Origin of the sequence: Candidatus Sulfotelmatobacter sp., from assembly GCA_035498555.1 — a bacterium.
Lineage (GTDB): Bacteria > Eisenbacteria > RBG-16-71-46 > RBG-16-71-46 > RBG-16-71-46 > DATKAB01.
Genome location: DATKAB010000060.1, coordinates 34,999 through 51,078 on the forward strand (window position 1 = coordinate 34,999; position 16,080 = coordinate 51,078).

The window sequence follows — 16,080 nt, forward strand, 5'->3', positions numbered from 1 at the left end:
TCGCGCCTCCGCGAAGTCCCGAATGTCCCGCTCCAGTCCCGCCGAGCAGCTCATCCGGCGGATCGAGTCCCGCCGAGCGCACCTCGCGGTCATCGGCCTCGGCTACGTCGGCCTGCCGCTGGCGGTGGAGATGGCGCAGGCCGGTTTTACCGTGACCGGCATCGACATCGATGAGCGGCGAGTGAAACAGTTGCAACGCGGACACTCCTACATCCAGGACGTTCCGACCGCCGAGCTCCGCGAGCTGGTGCGTTCGGGAAAGCTGCGCGCCACCACGGACTTCAGCGTGCTCAGGCGCTGCGACACGGTCAACATCTGCGTGCCGACGCCGCTTTCCAAGCAGCGGGACCCGGATGTCTCCTACATCGTGGCCGCCACCGAGCAGGTCAAGAAATACCTTCATCGCGGCATGCTGGTGGTGCTCGAAAGCACGACCTACCCCGGCACTACCGACGAATTGATCCTGCCCGAGCTGCGCAAGACCGGGCTCGAAGTGGGCAGGGACTTCTTCCTGTGCTTCTCGCCCGAGCGCGTGGACCCCGGCAACCCGCGTTTCAATACCCGCAACATTCCGAAGGTGGTGGGCGGCGTCACGCCGGCCTGCTCGCGGGTGGCGGTCACACTCTACCGGCAGCGCCTCGAAAAGGTGGTGCCGGTTTCCTCCACCCAGGTCGCCGAGATGGTCAAGCTGCTCGAGAACACCTTCCGCAGCGTGAATATCGGGCTCGTGAACGAGCTGGCGCTGATGTGCGCGCGACTCAAGATCGACGTGTGGGAAGTGATCCAGGCCGCCGCCACCAAGCCGTTTGGCTTCATGCCGTTCTTTCCCGGCCCGGGTCTCGGCGGTCACTGCATCCCGATCGACCCCTTCTATCTGTCGTGGAAGGCGCGCGCCAGCGGATTCGAGGCGCGATTCATCGAGCTGGCCGGCTACGTCAACGGGCAGATGCCCGAGCACGTCGTCAGCCTGGTGACCGAGGGTTTGAACCGGCGCGGTCGCTCGCTGCATGGCTCTCGGGTGCTGGTGCTGGGGGTCGCGTACAAGGCCGACATCGACGACGTCCGCGAGAGCCCCTCGCTCGACATCATGGAGAAGTTGCGGGAGCACGGCGCGCGCATCGAGTACCACGACCCCTACGTGCCCTCGATCGAGTTCGGCGGCAAGCGGCTGAAGAGCACGCCCTTCACTCCCACGCAGCTGCGGCGATTCGACTGCGTGGTGGTGGCCACCGCGCACTCGAATGTCTCCTACCCCATGTTGCTCAAATACGCGCGCACCGTGGTGGACACGCGGAACGCGCTCAAGGGCCGGAGCTCGCCGAAGATCGTTCGCCTCTAGTCGCGGCGCCGGACTCGACGACGAAACGGGCGGCGGAGTGCTCGTTCCGCCGCCCGATCGATCCCTTCCGAGGCGAGACTAGTTCATCACTTCGAAGTCGGCGTCGACCGCCCCCGAACCGCTCTTCTTCTCGGTGTCGGGCTCAGGCTTCGGACCGGGCTGTGACTGCGCCCCCGCTCCGGCCGTCTGGTAGAGCGACGCCGCCGCCTCGTGCCATGCCTGCTGCAGCGACTCGCTCGCCGAGGTGATCGCCGCCGGGTCTTCACCCTTGAGCGCCTCCCGCAGGCGACCGAGCGACTCCTCGATGCGGCCCTTGAGGCCCGCCTCGAGCTTCTCGCCGTGCTCCTTCAGGTTCTTCTCGATCTCGTACACCAGCGCGTCGCCCCGGTTGCGGGCCTCGACCGCCTCTTTGCGCTTGCGGTCCTCGCCGGCATGCTCCTCGGCGTCGCGCACCATCTTCTGGATGTCGGCTTCGTTCAGCCCGCTCGAGGCCTCGATGCGGATGCTCTGCTCCTTCCCCGACGCCCGATCCTTCGCCGAGACATGGAGGATGCCGTTGGCATCGATGTCGAACGCCACCTCGATCTGAGGGATTCCGCGCGGCGCCGGCGGAATGCCGTCGAGGTGGAACCGCCCGATGGTCTTGTTGTCGCGCGCCATCGGCCGTTCGCCCTGGAGGACGTGCACCTCGACCGACGTCTGACTGTCGGACGCCGTCGAGAACACCTCCATCTTGCGAGTCGGAATCGTGGTGTTGCGCGTGATGAGCGGCGTCATCACGCCGCCGAGGGTCTCGATGCCGAGCGACAGCGGCGTCACGTCGAGCAGCACGACATCGCGCACGTCGCCCGCCAGCACCGCCCCCTGAATGGCGGCGCCCACCGCCACCACTTCGTCGGGGTTGACGCCCTTGTGCGGCTCCCTGCCGAAGATCTCCTTCACCAGCTCCTGCACCTTGGGCATGCGCGTCGAGCCGCCGACCAGCACCACCTCGTCGATCTGCGAGGCCTGCAGTCCGGCGTCCTTCAGCGCCTGCATCACCGGGCCACGGCAGCGCTCGATCAGGTCGGCCACGATCTGTTCGAGCCGGGCGCGAGTGAGCGTGATGTTCATGTGCTTGGGACCGTTCTGATCGGCGGTGATGAACGGCAGATTCACGTCGGTCTGAAGCGTTCCCGACAACTCGCACTTGGCCTTCTCGGCCGCCTCCTTGAGCCGCTGGAGCGCCATCGGATCGCGGCGCAGATCGATGCCTTCCTGCTTCTGAAACTCCGCGGCGAGCCAGTCGATCACCTTCTGATCGAAGTCGTCCCCACCCAGGTGCGTGTCGCCGTTGGTGGAACGCACCTCGAACACGCCGTCGCCGATCTCGAGGATCGAGATGTCGAACGTGCCGCCACCCAGGTCGAAGACCGCGATCTTCTCGTCCTTCTTCTTGTCGAGACCGTAGGCGAGCGCCGCGGCGGTCGGCTCGTTGATGATGCGCTTCACGTCGAGTCCGGCCACGCGCCCGGCGTCCTTGGTGGCCTGGCGCTGGCTGTCGTTGAAGTAGGCCGGAACGGTGACCACCGCCTCGGTGACCTTCTCGCCCAGATACTCCTCGGCGGTCTGCCTCATCTTCTGCAGGATCATCGCCGAGATCTCGGGCGGCGAGTACTCCTGACCGCTCACGCGCACCCGGGCGTCCCCGTTCGGGCCACGCGTCACTTCATAGGGAACGAGCTTGATCTCGCCCGTCACTTCGTCGTACTTGCGCCCCATGAAGCGCTTGATGGAATAAATGGTGTTCTTGGGATTGGTCACCGCCTGCCGGCGTGCGACCAGACCCACCAGGCGCTCGCCGGCCTTGGAGAACGCCACCACCGACGGCGTGGTGCGGAATCCTTCGGCGTTGGCGATCACCTTCGGCTCGCCACCCTCCATCACCGCGACGCACGAGTTGGTGGTTCCCAAATCAATACCGATGACCTTGCCCATGATGTTCCTTTCACCTTTCACGCGGGGTCGCGCCTGGCCGGATGACTTCCGGCCGGCGCGAGCCGCGAATTCGTTCCGAGAGCTTAGCCGACCTGAATCTCGATCTCACGCGACCGGGCCTGCGGGGCCTTGGGCACGTGAACCTCGAGCACTCCGTCCTTGAAGGTGGCCTTGACCTGGTCCGCCTGCACCGGCGCACTCAGGGTGAAGCCGCGCTGGAAGCTGCCGAACACCCGCTCCCGATACTCCAGCCTGCCTTCCTTGCGGGCCTCGTCCTGCTTCCGCTCGCCGCTGATGGTCAGCTCGTCGCCGAGCAGACTCACCTTGACGTCGCCCTGTGCGACGCCCGGCAGATCCAGACGCACGATGAATGCCTCGGGAGTCTCCTGGATGTCGGTGGCCGGCGAGAAGCGCGCGACCTGGCCGCCCGGGCTGAACACGAGACCGTCGAACAGCCGGTCGAAGTCGGTGCCCCAACGATCGAGCTTGCGGGTACCCGAGAAGAACGGACTCCAGCGCATGAGAGTGGTCATGATTGCAGTTCCTCCTGATGATGTGACGCCCGGCTCGAATCGCCGGACGGGATGACGGATGCACCGGCCCCCATTCAAAGCAGGCCTCGTACCAGCCTCGGATCGCCTGGCCAACCCTTTCAGCGACAGTGGATTATGGAGCCGGATTCAATTCGGATGTCGGCGGTTGCCGCGGATCGCGTTCACGTCCGCAACGCCGGCGTTTCGCTCGCGAACGGCCGGCGTTTCGAATCGAACTGCGCCAGGCGCTGGAGCCCTTGGGCGCGCCTCGCCGAGCCGCTAAGGTGCCGCGCGTGAAGATCGCGCTGTTTCTCCCCCACGTCGGCGTATTCGGCGGCGTCCGCCGCTTTCTCGAGCTCGGCAACAGCTGGACGGCGAGTGGCCACGCCGTGATGCTCTTCCATCCCGGCGGCGAGCCGCCCGCCTGGTTGGGATTCGCCGGCGAGGTGCGCAAGCTCGAAGCGGCCCGCCACCAGCGCTCGGACCTCGCCATCTCGGCCGACCCGCACACCTTCGATGCGTTTCGCCGCCACGAGTCGGCCCGCCACCTCTATTACTGCGTGCTCGAGCGCGACCCGGGACTCGCCCTGGCGCTCCGCGACCGCGAGTTGCTGCTGGCCGCGAATTCGGGCCCGCTCCGCCGCGCGCTCGCCGCGCGCGCTCGCCGTCCGGTGCTCGACGGCATCGGCGGCATCCGGCTCGAACAGTTCCATCCCGCGCCCGAGCAGCGCGCCGATCGACCGCTGCGCGTGCTCCTGAACGGCCGGCGCTCGCGCGAAAAGAAGGGCACCGATCTGATCCTCGCCTCCCTCGAGGCGGTGCGGCGCAGCGTTCCCGAGTTCGAGACCGTACTGTTCGACAGTCTCGGGCCCGGCAACGCTCAGGACCCGCGTGAGGGCGCGCGGCTGCCGAGCAGCGCCCGCTTCGTGATCAATCCGAGCCAGGACCAGCTGGTCCGGCTCTACCAGTCCTGTCACGTGTTCGTGGCGGCCGAGCGGAAGGCCGGCTGGTGCAACACCGCGCTCGAAGCCATGGCCTGCGGGGCGGCGGTGGTCTGCACGCCGAGCGGCACCACCGATTTCGCGCGTGATGGCGACAACGCCCTGATGGTTCGCGTGCGCCACGCATGGTTTCTCTCGCGCGCGCTGCGTCGCGTGCTCGGCGATCCGGAGCTGCGCGCGAGGCTCAGCAGTCGGGCGCCGCTCGGGCTCGAACGATGGAGCTGGGATCGGCTGGCCGAGAAGCTCCTGAGCCAGCTGCCGGCGGAAGGCGCCGCCGGCGGGGCTCAGCGCTGAGGCAGGTAGCCCGACTTTTCGCGGCCCACCAGCAGCTCGTCCTTCGTATAGATGAACGCGTCGCGCCGGTAGTCGGAGAGCTCGAAGTCCTTCTCGAGGTAGATGGCGTCCTCGGGACACGCCTCCTCGCACATGCCACAGAAAATGCAGCGCAGCATGTTGATCTCGTACCGCTCGGCGTAGCGCTCGCCGTGGGAGCTCGGGCGGTTCGGATCGTTTTCCGCGGCCTTGACGAAGATCGCGTCGGCCGGGCAGGCCACCGCGCACAGCTCGCAGCCCACGCACCGCTCGAGACCGTCCTCGTGGCGGGTGAGGATGTGGAGCCCGCGGAAGCGGGGGGTCATCTGCAGCTGCTCGTCCGGATACTGGACGGTGAACGGCTTTCGGAACAGGTTCTCGAACGTGACGCCGAGCCCCGTCGCCAGCTCTTTCAGCATTCCGCCTCCGCGTGACTCACGAATCCCCGACCAAGGCAGAATATCCAGCGGCTATCGCCGGCGCAAGCGCGCGGCTCACAAACGCGGCAGCGTGATGCCGCGCTGCCGCTGATACTTGCCGGCCTTGTCGCGGTACGAGGTCTCGCAGGGCTCGTCGCTCTCGAAGAACAGCACCTGAGCGATCCCCTCGTTGGCGTAGATCTTGGCGGGCAGGGGCGTGGTGTTGCTGATCTCGAGCGTGACGTGACCCTCCCACTCCGGTTCGAATGGCGTCACGTTGGTGATGATGCCGCAGCGGGCATAGGTGCTCTTCCCGACGCAGATGGTCAGGACATTTCTCGGAATCCGGAAGTACTCGATGGTGCGCGCCAGCGCGAACGAATTGGGCGGAACGATGCAAATGGGCCCGTGGAAGTCCACCATCGAGGCCGGATCCACGTGCTTGGGGTCCACCACGGTGGACATGACGTTGGTGAAGATCTTGAATTCGTCGGCCACGCGGATGTCGTATCCGTAGGAAGAGATTCCGTATGACACCACGCCCTCGCGCACCTGCTTCTCTTCGAACGGCTCGATCATGCCGTATTCCCGGCACATCTTTCGGATCCAGTGGTCGGGCTTGATGGACACTCGTCAGTCTCCGGGGGTGAGTCGTCCGAGCAGTCGCAGGGCGTGGGTCAGCTCGGGAATGAGCAGCTCGCGAAGTCCCAGCTCGACGGCCGCCGGGGAGCCGGGAAGGTAGGCCACCAGCCGCCCGCGAGCCACCCCGGCCCCGGCGCGCGACAGCCAGGCTGCGGCCCCGACCTGGCGGGACGATCGATCGCGAAAGCGCTCGCCGAATCCCGGCAGCGCGAGGTCGAGCAGCGGCTCGACCGCCTGCGGAGTCACGTCGCGGGGCGAGACGCCGGTGCCGCCGGTCAGGAGCACCAGGTCGGCGCCGGTGGCCAGCGCCCGGCGCAGTTCACGCCGGATCGGCGCGATTCGATCGCGTACCCAGCGGCGCTCCATTACCCGATGCCCCGCCGCTCGCAGCAGCGCTTCCGCGCGTGCCCCGCTCACGTCGGTGCTGCTCCCGCGCGTGTCGCTCACCGTCACCACCACGCATTCGGCGGCGCGCTCACCCCGCCGGCGCGCGGCATGCGCTCCACGGCGCGTGCGCATCGGCGTCACCGGGCCTGCTGCTCGGCCCACGTGGCGACGTCGCCGGCGCGCAACCCGAACCGCCGCTGCCAGAGTTCGGATTCGGCCAGCCGCTGCTCCGCCACTTCCTCGAGCGGAGGCTCCCACGCCGGCTCGGGCGCCGAGCCCGCCGGAACACCCGCCGGCGGCCCGCCGGCCAGCTCGGACCACTCGGCCAGCGTCCGGGCTTCGGGCCCGGCGATGTCGAACCAGCCCTCCCAGGTCCCGCTCTGCGACAGCGCGTGATGCATCACTTCGACTACGTCGCGCTCGAGCACCGGCATCACCAGCGAGCGCGCGAAAGGCCCGAGCCGCGGCCGCGACTTCAGCCGGCTCCAGAACGGGCTCGACTCGCCGATCAGCGGCGCCAGGCGAAGGACCAGGGTCGGGATCAGGCTGACGCGCGCGTACTCTTCGAGGCGCCACAGCTCGCGAAGGCTTTCCGCTCGCGCGTCGGGGTGAACCCCCATGCGGCTCAGCACCAGGATCCGTGCCCCGCGCGCGACGTGCCACGAACCGAACCACACTCCGAGCCGCATCCAGTCCACCGGTCGGGCGAGCAGCAGCGTCGCCCCGGGCCCGCCGGTCGGCGATTCCGACTCGACCACCGAATGACCGCGCGCCCCGAGGGCGTCGATCAGCCGGGGAACCGGGGCGTCGAAACGGCCGGGAACGTGGATCATCGCGAGGCCGCGAGCGCGCGCTCGATCTGCCGCCGGTGCGACGCCTCGTGCTCGACCCACGACCGCACCGCGTCGGCGACCGAGTACGGACCGCGTCGCGAATGGATTCCGCGTCGCGCCCATTCGGTGGATCGGAGCGGCGCGAGCCGTTCGAGCGCCGTCCGCCGCGACTCGCGCCAGCGCTCGATCTGCGCCCGGGGCGCGAGCCCCGGGGTGCCGGCCGAGGCGCGGATCGCGATCAGATCCACCTCGGGCAGCTCGGGACGCTCTTCGCGCAGCAAGCGCTCGAGGCGGGGTCCGAACACGTGGGCGTCGGATTCGAGCAGGTGGGCGACGACCTCGTGAGCGCTCCAGCGATCCGGGCCCGGCCGGCGCGTCCAGCGCGCCTCGCCGCTCACTTCGAGGAGCGAGGCCGCCCAGCCCGGCGCCTCGGCCAGCGCGGCCAGCCGCTGGCCCCATTCGAGGTGACTCATCGCCGCGGGCGGGAGCCCGCGCACTCCGAGCGGGTGATCCGCCGCCGGGATCGGCTGGCCGAATCCGCGCGCCAGATACTCGCGCGACAGCGCCACGTAGTGACGGTTGCCGTCGCGGATCGCGGCGCGATGCGACTCCTGAACCGGTCCCAGCACCCGTGCCGGCGCTCCCACCACCAGGCTCCCGGGCGGGATCTGCTGGCCTTCGCGCACCAGGGCGCCCGCCCCCACCAGCGAGCCGGTGCCGATATGGGCACCGGAGAGCACGATCGAACCCATGCCGATCAGGCATTCGTCCTCGATCACGCACCCGTGCACCACCGCGCGGTGCCCGACCGTCACTCGCGAGCCGATCAGGGCCGGTTGGCCCTCGTCCACGTGGACCACGCTCAGGTCCTGCAGGTTGGTCTCCTCGCCCACCTCGATCCGGTCGGTATCGCCGCGAATCACGGTGTGGAACCAGACGCTGGCGCGCGGGCCGATGCGCACGGATCCGGTCACGACCGCCCCGGTGGCGAGGAACACGCTGGCGTCGATCTCGAGGTGAGTCTGCCAGCCGGTCGCCTGGCTCATCCCAGCACCGCGCGCTCGCCCACGAAGGGATTGGTCCGGCGTTCGATGCCGATCGTGGTGGCGGGCCCGTGCCCTGGATAGCAGCGCACCTGGTCGCCGAGCGTGAACAGCCGGGTCCGGATCGTCCGCTCGAGCAGCTCCCACGAAGCGCCGGGCAGATCGGTGCGTCCCACCGAACCCGCGAAGAGCGTGTCGCCCACCCACAGATCGTCGCCGTGCCGGAAGCAGACTCCGCCCGGAGAGTGTCCCGGCGTGTGGATGACCTCGAGGGCGGATTCGCCGATCGCGAGGCGCTGGCCGTCGGCCAGGTCGCGCAGGTCGACCGGCGGATCGGCGGGCGGCAGGCCGAACAAGATGCCCTGCTCCGCGATCCGCGCGAGCAGCGGGCGATCCGCGGGATGGAGCCAGCAAGGCAACGGCAGCACCTGCTGCACCGCGAGCATGCCGCAGGCGTGATCGTAGTGCGCGTGGGTGAGCAGCAGCAGCTCGAGCTTCACGCGCTCGCGCGCGATGCGCTCGAGCACCGCCTCGGGCTCGAAGCCCACGTCGATCACGGCCGCGACGCGAGTGGCATCGTCCACCAGCAGAAAGGTGTTGTTGTCGAGCGGGCCGAGATTGAGCGTGATCGCCGTCAGCGGCACGGGGCAATCGGCGAGCGCGGCGCGGCGCCGCTCAGGCCGCCTCCCAGCTCTGCTGCAGGTGCACCGCGTCGTCCTCGAGCGCCGGACTCTCGCACACCACCCAGCCCCGGACGCCCAGCGCCTTGAGCGCGCGCAACAATTCGCCGTAGCGGAATGCGGACTCGCGCAGCGGCACGTGCCGCCGCTCCCCCGAGGGGCCGAACTCGATGCCGGCGATGTGCACGTGCAGGGATTCGAGCGCCTCGGGACCCAGCCGGCGGCGGATGATTTCGAGCATGTCGGCGAAGTCGTCGAACCGATTGGGCTCGCCCTGCAGCCGGGCGTAGTGATGCGAGAAGTCGATGCAGGGTCGAACTCCGGGAATCATCTCGCACCACATCAGCGTCTCGTCGAACGAGCCGATCTGTGAAGGCCTGCCGGTCAGCTCGGGACGCACGTCGATCGCCACGCCGCGCTCGCGAAGGGCGCGGGTGACTTCGAGCAGAGCACGCCACACCCGCACCCGTGCGTGGTGCGGATCCTGGCCGCCGAGAAAACCCGGGTGGAAGCAGAAGCTGCGCGCGCCGCAGCGCGCGGCCAGAACGCCGGTCTCGATCAGGCGCCGAACGCTGCGGTCGATGGTGTCGCGGTCCCCGCACAGATTGAGGTAATAGGGAGCGTGGGCGGTCAGCTCAAGGCCGGTCTCGCGTGCGGCCCGGGCGATGCGATCGGCGGTCTCGGGCTTCATTCGCACCCCGTTCCCCCACGCCATCTCGAGGCAGGTGAGGCCCAGCTCGGCGGCCCGACGAATGCCGGCTTCGGTGGCGGGTCGAGCGCTGGAGCGCGGAATTCCCGAGGTCCCGAAGCGCGGGCGCTCCGGCGCGAGGCGCGAATCAGGCGTGGGGTCCATGGCGCGAAGCACGGTACGGAGGGCTCAGACCGCGGTCAAGGAGGGCGAGCCTAGAACGCCTGGCTCGAGCCCACCGAGAGCACCGGCTGGCGCCTCCCGTCGCGCGTGGGGTGGATGGGCCAGGCGAGATCGACCCGAAACACCGGACCCAGCGCCGAGCGGGGCGGCGCGATCCGCAGGCCGAACCCGGCGTCGTGGAAGGAGCCCGCACCTTCGCTGCCCGGACCCCGAGCGTTGGCGCCGTCATAGAAGATCGCCGAGCCCAGCGAGGCCATCTGCAGTACGTCGCGAACCAGGGTGAGGCGGTCTTCGACGTTCCAGCGCAGCACCTGGGTGCCGGCCACGGCGTGCACGGGATAGGCGCGCAGGCCGTTCAACCCGCCGATCGTCACCTGAAAGGTACGCGGCATGTTGTAGCCGCCGGTTCCCGTGAGCCCGAACACCAGCGAATGCGAGAGACTGGGCTGCCGAATCCATCGCGCCTCGAGCGTGGCCAGCATTTCGCGGGGCCCGCGCCGCAGGCGGGTCGACAGCGCCGAGCGCAGGAATCCGAACCCGAACCGCGTCTGCGCCCCGAGATCGAGCTGTCCCTGCGCATAGCCCTCGTCGGCCGTGCTGCCGAACGCCTTCGGCGCGTATCCGCCCTTGACAGCCAGTGACGGGCCGAGATCGTAGTCCTCGACCCGATCGATGCGCTCGATGCCAATGCGCTCCACGTAGTCGGGCTTCCAGAAGCGCGCCTGAATCGCCAGGCGCCGCAGGCTCAGGGATTCCTCCGGGCCGATGAAGGCGGCCGGGGGCGGCTGGGATGGCGAGTACTGGGTGGCGCCCAGTCGCCGGTCGAGCGTGTAGAACGAGGTCGTCCAGCGGAGGATGTTGCCGTCGTCGCGCCTCCCCCGCCCGAAGAACCATTCGGTCTCCTCGAGGTGCTGGGGAACGACCGCGACTTCGGTGTTGTTCTCGAAGAGATGAGACTGGCTGGTGGCGCGGTTCCCGAGCCCCCCGAACGACAGCCGCGTGTCCTCGGCATAGAAGGGCACGGCGGCACCGAAGAAATCGGTGGCGCCGCTGGTGCCGCGCGAGGCGTCGTAATCGAGCTGCAGCCGCGTGCCCGCGAAGCCCGGATCGTGAAGAGCGATGCCGCGCGTGATTCCCACCGGGTCCTCGCGATAGGCGAGCGTCAGCGACTTGCCGAGCCCGAGCAAATTGCGCTCGCTGAACGCCAGTGAGCCGAAGTGGCCGCCCGAAGCCTGCTGGACGTCGAACTCGGGTTGCGTGGTCCAGAAGTCGTGGGTCTGGACCGCGACCTCGACCGAGTCGCCCACCGGGCGCGCGGAGATGTGATCGGGCTCGAGGAATCCCAGCATGCGCAGCTGGCGCGCGGCCTCCCGCCCGCGATCGGTGGTCCATCGCTCGTCCGGGCGAAGGATGAGCTGATCGCGGACCGTCTGCTTCCGGGTGCGCACGTGCAGCTTGTTGGCCATGCGGCCGATCGGACGCAGCGCGCCGGTCGGAAGCGGATCGAAGATATTGCGCGAGGTGATCTCGATGTTGCGGATCGGAAGGCCTTCGAGCGCCGGAACGTCGGTCACGCGCGTCGTGTCGGGCGCCATCCAGGCCGGCGCCGGCGCCGGGTCATCGGCCGCCCGCGAGCCGCACGGCGAAATGCCGAGGAGCAGGAGCGCGACGAGCCCTGCCGCTCCCGGACGGCTAGATCCCCGTGTTCCGCCCGGTCCGTGGCGGGTCGCTACCATTCGGTGAGATCAGTGGCGGCCGCCCGTTGACAGGCGCTCGCGCGCCAGCTGCGCCTCTCCGGAGAGCGGGAAGCGCTTGACCAGGTCCTCGAGCGTCTTCCTGGAATCGGCGTCCTTGCCGAGCTTGTCCTCGCACAGCGCGCGCTTGTAGAGGGCCGCCGGCACCTTGTCACCCTTCGGCCACTGGGTCTCCACCCTGGCGTACTCGACCGCCGCACTGTCGAACTGCGATTGCGCGAACAGACACTCGCCCACCCCATATTGCGCGTTATCGGCGAGCTCGCTGCCGGGGTTCTGCTTCACGAATTCTCGGAAGCCCTGCAGCGCCATTGAATAGCGTCCCTGAGTGAGATCCAGGGCGGCCTGGTCGTACAGCTGGCCGGCATCGGCCGCGGCCGGAGTGGCGGGCGCATGCTGCGACGGCTGCTGAAACCGGCCCATGACGTCCTCGAGTCTCGCTTCCAGCCGGCTCATCTGATCGAGCTGCTGCTGAGTGTCGGTGCCGGTCGCGGCACGCGTGCTGAGCAACAGATCGTGCTGCTCGCTCACCTCGCGGTGGATGTCGAGCAGCGTCTGATAGGCGATCGAGTCGCGCACCACCAGCGTGTCGACCACCACGCGCAGACTGTCCACGTCACCGCGCAGCGTCATCAGCGAGGGCGGCACGCAGCCGCTCATCGCGATCGCGCCGGCGGCGAGCAGCGCCGCCACTGCGCCCGCCGCGCGGGCGCCCGGTCCTGCCGGGCCCCGCGTGACGACCGCATTCCAAAGCGCGTTCAATCTCACTGAGAGACGAATTGCGCCCGACGATTCTGGGACCACGCCGACTCGTCGTGTCCTTCAGCGAACGGGCGCTCCTTGCCGTACGAGATCACCTTGAAACGCGACGCATCGATGCCGGCCTGCACCAGATAATCGCGAGCCGCGTTGGCGCGACGCTCGCCGAGCGCCTGGTTGTACTCGACCGTACCGCGCTCGTCGCAGTGTCCCTCGACCGTGATGTGCCAGCCGGCATTGTCGCGCAGCAGCTTGGCGTCCTTGTCGAGCGCCGCGCGCGCATCGTCACGCAGGGCGTCCGAGTCGTAGTCGAAGAACGCCGGCTGGAGATCGGAGACGCTGGCGGTAGGCGGAGGAGGCGGCGTCGGCGTCGGCACCGGGGCCGGGGCCGGCGTCGGCGGCGGTGTGGGAGCCGGAGGAGGAGTCGCCGCGGGCGCGGGAGGCGGCGTGGCGGGCGTTGGAGGCTGTTGCGTGGCCTTCTTGGCGCAGCTCCCCAGCATCAGCGCGCCCGCGAACAGGGCGAGCGCGACCACAGTGCGAAGCTTCGGATTCTTCATGCGATCCTCCCAGAAGCCCGGCAGTCCGCCGGAGAGGCAAGTTCCCTAGCGATTCACCCGGGGCGACCACGCCGGCGAGAAGGCGGCCAGCCCTCCCGTGTCGATCCGACGGGGTTGCCGATCGCTGAGATCGGACACATACAACGCGCGGTTCCCTTCGCGGTCCGATGAGAACACCAGTTGTCGCCCATCCGGAGACCAGTGGGGGTTCTCGTTGTTCCCGCCGGTCACGATCAGGCGCGGCTGGCTCCCATCGGCGTTCACCAGCCAGATGTCGAATCCTCCCGCCGTGCGCGAGACCAGCGCGATCCGATCGCCGCGCGGAGACCAGGCCGGAGAATCCGTGTAGCTGATTTCGTATGTCAGGCGGCGCACATTACCACCTTCGCGATCCATCACATAAACCTGCGGCGTGCCGCTGCGATCCGAGGTGAAGGCGATTTCGCGGCCGGTGGGGGACCACGCCGGCGAGGTGTCGATCGCGCGATTGTCGGTGAGTCGGCGCGGATTGCCGCCGCGGGCGTCGGTGATGTAGATCTCGGAATTGCCATCCTGACTCAACGTGCACACGATGTCGCGACCATCGGGCGAATACGACGGGCAGATGTTGAGCCCGGGCCGACCCGACACCAGGTAGAGCCGCCCGCCGCCCGCGGGAGTCACGAAGATCTGGGGTCCCGAGCCGCCCCGGTAGGACGTGAACAGAATCAGCGAGGCGTCGGGCGCCCATGAGGGCGAGACCACGATCGAGTGATCGGCGGTGAGCGCCTTGAGATTCGCCCCATCGCTGTCCATCACATACAGCTCCTTGTCGCGCCCGGTCCTGGCGACGAAGGCGATGCGCGTCGAGGCCACGCCCGGTTCGCCGGTGAACTGCTGGACGACGTCGTCCGCGAACCGGTGCACGAGCGACCGCCATTCGTCGGTCGACCCCTTGTAGTCGCGCTTGAAGATCGAGCGCCGCGCGGGGAAGTCGACCACTTCGCCGGTCAGCGAGACGCGGCTGCCGTGGACCTCCCACCTCCCTCCCACCACGCCTTCGACGTCGAAGGGCTGCTGCCCCTGCACCCAACCGCGGCTGACCGTGAACACCGCGGAATTCTCGAGATCATTGGCGATCACCTCGTCGGCCTGGACACTCGGCACGCGCGGATTTCGATCCCCGGCGGGATTGAGGGATTCGCAATGGATGCGGATGCGGTGCCCGCCCGAGCTGATGTCGATGCGCACCTCGGTCGGCGCCTGGGCTCGCGCCGGCATCGCCAGCGTGAGCGCCAGCAGCAGCGGCCAGGCGCTCCTGGCGAGTCGTCGGCCGCTCACGGCGTCGTGTACTCGAAGCCGAAGTGAACACCGAGCGATGCGCCCTTGAACCCGGCCGGCAACGGCGGCATGGGATCGCTCAGCACCACCGCGCGCAGGGCCGAACGATCGAAGAAATCGGCGGCGCTCGGTGACTCGAGCCGCACGTCGGCGAGCCCCCCCTCGCGCAGCACGCGGAAATACACGACCGCGCGGATCGGCTGGCCCCCCGACACCAGCCCGGCGGGCGGCGACCAGTTCTCCGCAATCCGATTGCGCACCAGCAACAGGTAGTAGTTGAACTCGAAGTCACCGGCGTCGACGGTGAGATCGCCCTGCAGCCCCGGCCGGCCGAGCGAGGCCGGAGGCAGGGTCAGCGCGGGCGGGGGCGGCTTCTCGGGTTGCGCCGGGGGCTTCGCGGCCGGCTTTGGCCTGGGGGGCTTGGGCGGCGTGAGCTTGACCCCGCTCCCCTCCTCGGGCTTGAGCTCGGGCGCTGCCGGCGCCGGCTGAACGACCGGCGGCGCCGGCGTCGGCGGCTCGGGCGTGGGCTCGAGCAGGGCGACGCGCACCACGTCGGGTCCGGTGATCAGGCGGGGCGCGTGCGTTTGCAGGGCGAACATGGCGATCAAGAGGCCGAGGTGAACGAGCGCCGAGCCCGTGACCGCGCCCCGCATCAGCGCGTCACCTGGCGCGGCGGCGGCTCCGTCACCAGGCCGAGGCTGCTCACCCCGGAGCGCCTCAATCGCGAGATCAGATCCACGATCGTGCCGTAGGGCACGCGCTGATCGGCCTTGAGGAACACCGGTCGCCGCGCGGCACCGGCCTGCGCCAGCGCGTCCTCGAAACGATCGATCGCCACCACCGAGTTGCCCACCGCCACGGTGCGGTCGGCGCGCACGCTGATCACCAGACCCTCGCGCACGTCGAGGCCGCGCGAGGCCACCTTGGGCAGATTGATCTCGAGACCGCCCTGAAGGAAGGGCGCGGTCACCATGAAGATGATGAGCAGCACCAGCACCACGTCGACCAGCGGTGTGACGTTGATCTCGGCCAGCGGCATGCGGCTGGGCCCGAGCTTCATGCGCCGGTCCCGGAGAGGCGGCGGTCGAGGAATTCGCTCGAGAACTGCCCCGCGGTGTTGGCGAACTCGCGCAGGCGCGCGAGGCAGTGATTGTAGGCGACCACCGCGGGAATCGCCGCCGCCAGACCGGCGACCGTCGCGATCAGGGCCTCGGCGATGCCCGGCGCCACCACCACCAGCGAGGCGGAGCCCTGGCTGCCGATGTTGAGAAACGCGCTCATCACGCCCCAAACCGTTCCCATCAGCCCGACGAAGGGCGCCACGCTGCCGGTGGTGGCGAGGAAGCCGACGTGACGTTCGAGGCGCGCGCTCTCTTCGCCGGCACGGCGATCCATGGCGCGCTGGGCGAGATCCCAGCGGCGCTCGAAGCTGAGCCCTGGATCGGTGGCGTGCCGGTCGAGCGCCTGCTGCCCGGTGAGCGCGAGCCGCGAGAGGAACGAGAGCGGATGCTGCTCGCAGAGGAGCCGGCAATCGCCGCCGCCCGCCAGCCTTCGGAACGCGGCGAGGAACCCGCGATCGGCCGACTCGACCCGCGAGTAGAGCCGCAGGCGATTCCAGATGACGGCCCACGAGTACACCGAAACCGTGATCAG

18 protein-coding genes are annotated in these 16,080 nt (G+C 69.0%); 2 read left to right on the top strand and 16 right to left on the bottom strand.

The window, feature by feature from the left end; all coding sequences use genetic code 11:
* Positions 1–22 precede the first annotated feature (22 nt).
* Positions 23–1,339: a nucleotide sugar dehydrogenase gene (locus VMJ70_05630; GenBank protein HTO90593.1), complete on the top strand. Its 1,317-nt coding sequence runs from the start codon at positions 23–25 to the stop codon at positions 1,337–1,339.
* Between the two features lie 78 nt (positions 1,340–1,417).
* Here the strand turns inward: VMJ70_05630 and dnaK are convergent, their stop codons facing one another.
* Together dnaK and VMJ70_05640 are read right to left on the bottom strand one after the other, a co-directional pair.
* A complete protein-coding gene (dnaK, locus tag VMJ70_05635; protein HTO90594.1) occupies positions 1,418–3,337 on the bottom strand; it encodes a molecular chaperone DnaK in 1,920 nt (639 codons plus the stop codon).
* A gap of 62 nt (positions 3,338–3,399) precedes the next feature.
* Positions 3,400–3,849, bottom strand: coding sequence for an Hsp20/alpha crystallin family protein (locus VMJ70_05640; protein HTO90595.1), 450 nt, complete (start codon positions 3,847–3,849; stop codon positions 3,400–3,402).
* Positions 3,850–4,142: 293 nt separating this feature from the next.
* On the opposite strand from VMJ70_05640, the gene VMJ70_05645 reads away from it, so the two are divergent.
* Positions 4,143–5,144 (top strand): glycosyltransferase family 4 protein, encoded by a 1,002-nt coding sequence (locus VMJ70_05645; GenBank protein ID HTO90596.1) that lies wholly within the window; start codon positions 4,143–4,145, stop codon positions 5,142–5,144.
* Here VMJ70_05645 and nuoI read toward each other — a convergent pair.
* The 14 genes from nuoI to VMJ70_05715 all read right to left on the bottom strand — a co-directional run.
* Positions 5,135–5,581 (bottom strand): NADH-quinone oxidoreductase subunit NuoI, encoded by a 447-nt coding sequence (nuoI, locus tag VMJ70_05650; protein HTO90597.1) that lies wholly within the window; start codon positions 5,579–5,581, stop codon positions 5,135–5,137. The two genes, VMJ70_05645 and nuoI, sit on opposite strands and share 10 nt — an antisense overlap.
* Positions 5,582–5,656: 75 nt before the next feature.
* A complete protein-coding gene (dcd, locus tag VMJ70_05655) occupies positions 5,657–6,211 on the bottom strand; it encodes a dCTP deaminase (GenBank protein ID HTO90598.1) in 555 nt (184 codons plus the stop codon).
* 3 nt (positions 6,212–6,214) lie between these two features.
* The gene (locus tag VMJ70_05660) at positions 6,215–6,742 is read right to left on the bottom strand and encodes a molybdenum cofactor biosynthesis protein B (GenBank protein HTO90599.1); all 528 of its coding nucleotides are present in this window, start codon (positions 6,740–6,742) and stop codon (positions 6,215–6,217) included.
* Positions 6,743–6,747: 5 nt separating this feature from the next.
* Positions 6,748–7,443, bottom strand: a complete 696-nt coding sequence (locus VMJ70_05665) for a hypothetical protein (protein HTO90600.1) — start codon at positions 7,441–7,443, stop codon at positions 6,748–6,750.
* Positions 7,440–8,489 (bottom strand): DinB family protein, encoded by a 1,050-nt coding sequence (locus VMJ70_05670; protein ID HTO90601.1) that lies wholly within the window; start codon positions 8,487–8,489, stop codon positions 7,440–7,442. The genes VMJ70_05665 and VMJ70_05670 overlap by 4 nt, the downstream gene beginning before the upstream one ends.
* On the bottom strand, positions 8,486–9,130 hold the full coding sequence (locus tag VMJ70_05675) for an MBL fold metallo-hydrolase (GenBank protein ID HTO90602.1): 645 nt from the start codon (positions 9,128–9,130) through the stop codon (positions 8,486–8,488). The genes VMJ70_05670 and VMJ70_05675 overlap by 4 nt, the downstream gene beginning before the upstream one ends.
* A 31-nt stretch (positions 9,131–9,161) precedes the next feature.
* A complete protein-coding gene (locus tag VMJ70_05680; protein HTO90603.1) occupies positions 9,162–10,019 on the bottom strand; it encodes a TIM barrel protein in 858 nt (285 codons plus the stop codon).
* Between the two features lie 50 nt (positions 10,020–10,069).
* Entirely contained in the window at positions 10,070–11,632 is a 1,563-nt protein-coding gene (locus VMJ70_05685; GenBank protein ID HTO90604.1) for a hypothetical protein, read from the bottom strand.
* A 150-nt stretch (positions 11,633–11,782) separates the two neighbouring features.
* Positions 11,783–12,484, bottom strand: a complete 702-nt coding sequence (gene ybgF / locus VMJ70_05690) for a tol-pal system protein YbgF (protein ID HTO90605.1) — start codon at positions 12,482–12,484, stop codon at positions 11,783–11,785.
* Positions 12,485–12,555: 71 nt separating this feature from the next.
* On the bottom strand, positions 12,556–13,107 hold the full coding sequence (pal, locus tag VMJ70_05695) for a peptidoglycan-associated lipoprotein Pal (protein ID HTO90606.1): 552 nt from the start codon (positions 13,105–13,107) through the stop codon (positions 12,556–12,558).
* 45 nt (positions 13,108–13,152) lie between these two features.
* Positions 13,153–14,427 (bottom strand): Tol-Pal system beta propeller repeat protein TolB, encoded by a 1,275-nt coding sequence (gene tolB, locus VMJ70_05700; GenBank protein HTO90607.1) that lies wholly within the window; start codon positions 14,425–14,427, stop codon positions 13,153–13,155.
* Positions 14,424–15,080 carry an energy transducer TonB gene (locus VMJ70_05705; GenBank protein HTO90608.1) on the bottom strand — a complete coding sequence of 219 codons (657 nt, stop codon included), beginning with the start codon at positions 15,078–15,080 and terminating at the stop codon, positions 14,424–14,426. The genes tolB and VMJ70_05705 overlap by 4 nt, the downstream gene beginning before the upstream one ends.
* Positions 15,080–15,487, bottom strand: coding sequence for a biopolymer transporter ExbD (locus tag VMJ70_05710; protein HTO90609.1), 408 nt, complete (start codon positions 15,485–15,487; stop codon positions 15,080–15,082). Before VMJ70_05710 ends, VMJ70_05705 begins: the two co-directional genes overlap by 1 nt.
* Positions 15,484–16,080 (bottom strand): MotA/TolQ/ExbB proton channel family protein (locus VMJ70_05715; protein ID HTO90610.1); only part of this gene is annotated, 597 nt, incomplete at its 5' end. The genes VMJ70_05715 and VMJ70_05710, both read right to left, overlap by 4 nt.

Coding starts and splice junctions, on each gene's coding strand:
- VMJ70_05640 (HTO90595.1), bottom strand. CDS start 3,849: ATGACCACTCTCATGCGCTGGAGTCCGTTCTTCTCGGGTACCCGCAAG.
- VMJ70_05685 (HTO90604.1), bottom strand. CDS start 11,632: ATGGCGCCCGACACGACGCGCGTGACCGACGTTCCGGCGCTCGAAGGC.
- VMJ70_05660 (HTO90599.1), bottom strand. CDS start 6,742: ATGCGCACGCGCCGTGGAGCGCATGCCGCGCGCCGGCGGGGTGAGCGC.
- VMJ70_05710 (HTO90609.1), bottom strand. CDS start 15,487: ATGAAGCTCGGGCCCAGCCGCATGCCGCTGGCCGAGATCAACGTCACA.
- VMJ70_05665 (HTO90600.1), bottom strand. CDS start 7,443: ATGATCCACGTTCCCGGCCGTTTCGACGCCCCGGTTCCCCGGCTGATC.
- VMJ70_05630 (HTO90593.1), top strand. CDS start 23: ATGTCCCGCTCCAGTCCCGCCGAGCAGCTCATCCGGCGGATCGAGTCC.
- pal (HTO90606.1), bottom strand. CDS start 13,107: ATGAAGAATCCGAAGCTTCGCACTGTGGTCGCGCTCGCCCTGTTCGCG.
- VMJ70_05680 (HTO90603.1), bottom strand. CDS start 10,019: ATGGACCCCACGCCTGATTCGCGCCTCGCGCCGGAGCGCCCGCGCTTC.
- nuoI (HTO90597.1), bottom strand. CDS start 5,581: ATGCTGAAAGAGCTGGCGACGGGGCTCGGCGTCACGTTCGAGAACCTG.
- VMJ70_05670 (HTO90601.1), bottom strand. CDS start 8,489: ATGAGCCAGGCGACCGGCTGGCAGACTCACCTCGAGATCGACGCCAGC.
- VMJ70_05705 (HTO90608.1), bottom strand. CDS start 15,080: ATGCGGGGCGCGGTCACGGGCTCGGCGCTCGTTCACCTCGGCCTCTTG.